Source organism: Aeromicrobium alkaliterrae (genome assembly GCF_039529015.1).
Taxonomy (GTDB): domain Bacteria; phylum Actinomycetota; class Actinomycetes; order Propionibacteriales; family Nocardioidaceae; genus Aeromicrobium; species Aeromicrobium alkaliterrae.
This window is the reverse complement of record NZ_BAAAME010000014.1, coordinates 1-2221: the sequence shown is the minus strand read 5'-3', so window position 1 is coordinate 2221 and position 2221 is coordinate 1. Positions and strand designations below refer to the sequence as shown.

Below are 2221 nucleotides of genomic sequence, written 5' to 3'. Positions count from 1 at the left end.
TGGCGGGATGGCATCCCTGAGTGCATCGACAACGGAAGCAGGGTGAAGCAGCCCCTCCGGGGTGTCCGAGGAAGGAACGTGGCGCTCAGTCTCAGGGCGCCGCAAAGGGTTGTCCGACTGCAGCCGATCCAGCCAGGCGTCGTCCGCGCGGTAGTCGGCGAGGTCCGCAGCCAGGTTGGTGAGGAAGCCATCGATGTCGGTGGCAACAAGCTCTCGGCGCCGGTTCCCGTCGACTACAGCGCCAGCGTTGTGAATGTCGATCAAGGTCGCCTCAGGGTGGATCACGGAATCGTCACCGAAGCGCAGACGGAAGTCGAGGCGTCGGCCAATCAGGACGACGCAATCGGCATCGCCCATGTGGGCCGCGGCGGGATTGAATGACGGATCCCCATATCCGAGCACGCAACGGTGGTCATCAGGCACCAGACCTCGAGCCGTATCGAGGGTGAACAGCGGGATGTTGCACTGCTCGACCAGAGTTTGCAGTGAGATGTCCGCACCCGCCATGAACGCACCTGCGCCTGCGATCACGATCGGACGCTCGGCGGCGCGGATCAACTCGGCGACATGGGCCACATCCTCGGTCCGAACAACAGATTCTGGCAGCTCGGGCGCGACCCAGAATCCTTCCTTGCCGCCCTCTGACGTCATGACGTCAGAGGGCAGGGCCACGTGGACCGCGCCCGTGGTACCCGACATGGCGGTGGCGAACGCATGCCGCAGCATGGGCACGAGTTGGTCCCCTTCCGTGACGACTGCTGACCACTTGCAGAGGGCCGACGCAGCTGCCGCTTGATCGAGTTCCTGCTGCGCCCCCATACCGTCAAGGGCGGTGGCATTCTGACCACTCAGGAGGATCAGCGGACTGTCGGCGCCGTGGGCCGTGACGAGGCCGGTGAGTGCGTTCGTGAGTCCGGGCCCCCCGGTGACCAACGCGACGGCAGGTCGTCGGCTCAGTCGCGCGGCTGCATCGGCCGCCATCGCCGCTACCGCCTCGTTGCGACAGTCGACAAGTCGGATCCCGACGTCGTGGAGGGCCTGATAGATGCGGAGTGTGTGATTTCCACACAAGGTGAAGACACTCTCGACCCCATGCTCCTGCAGCACTTGGGCCAATCGATCTGCACCGTGAACGGCTGTCATCTTGCTCCCTCGCACGGCCAAACGTTCGCCGAAAATTGTAGACAATAGATTCTGCTATTTTGCACACCTGTTGCTCTTCAGTCAAGGCCGTGGCATTGGATTTCGGATAGAGCGCAACCCACTCGAGAGCCGGCCCAGAGAATTGCTGCCCCTCTCCGGCGGCGCTCCCACGCCCTTAACGCCGCACACTCGCGGGCGGGCCATGGCTTGACCACACTAGAGACCCCGTGCACAATGGCGATCATATTGGCGACAATGACCACCACATACGTATCGTCGCCGGGTTCACGACTGCCGCGCGTGCAGTCGGGATCGTTCCGCGTCACCTCTGAACGGAGTCCGACCATGACCCTGCGCATCGGCGCCCATCACAACAGTCCGACGCTGGATGTGTTCGCTCGAAGCCTGGAGCTGCAGCAGCCGCTCATCGACGCGGGGATCGACTACCAGATCGTTTGGTGCTTCGATGGCGTTGAAACTGTGGAGATGTTCCGGATCGGCGCCCTGGACGTTTCCGGGGGTGCCTCGCAGCCACCCGTCGCCATGATGGCGCACGGTGTCGACGTGGTCTTCTTGGCAACGTCAGCACCTCGCGACGGACGCTACGGTGGCGGACTGGTCGTGAGGGCCGACAGCGGCATCAACTCTGTTCAGGACTTGCGGGGTCGAAGCGTCGCTAACATCTTCGGATCGTGGCACACCACGGCCTTGGCGTTCAGCCTTGACACTGCCGGTCTCGCGTGGAGCGATGTCGTCGCTGTCGACCTGAGTGTTGCCTCGGCCAGGCAGGCCTTTCGCAATGGTGATCTGGACGCCTGGATTATTGATGAACCGACGATCTCGAAAGTACGGCAAGAGGTTGACGTCAACATCCTGGTGAAGACCTCGGACATCCTCTCCCACCCTTCGATCATCTGGAGTACCCGTGCGGCGCTCGATCAGGATCCTGATGCAGTGCGCGTCTTGCTCGAGGCACTAGACGACACGGACAGGTGGATCTCTGCACATCCGGAGGAGGCCGCCGACTTGGTGGTGTCGGGCACCACTCGCTCCCGTGAGGACGCCCTGGCCATACTCA

2 protein-coding genes are annotated in these 2221 nt (G+C 62.9%); one reads left to right on the top strand and one right to left on the bottom strand.

All coding sequences use genetic code 11. From position 1 onward, the window contains the following. Window positions 1-1143 (bottom strand): thiamine pyrophosphate-binding protein (locus ABD127_RS18770; RefSeq protein WP_344204373.1); only part of this gene is annotated, 1143 nt, incomplete at its 3' end. 345 nt (window positions 1144-1488) lie between these two features. Here ABD127_RS18770 and ABD127_RS18765 point away from each other — a divergent pair. Further along, the coding region (locus tag ABD127_RS18765; protein ID WP_344204371.1) for an ABC transporter substrate-binding protein at window positions 1489-2221 on the top strand (733 nt) is incomplete at its 3' end.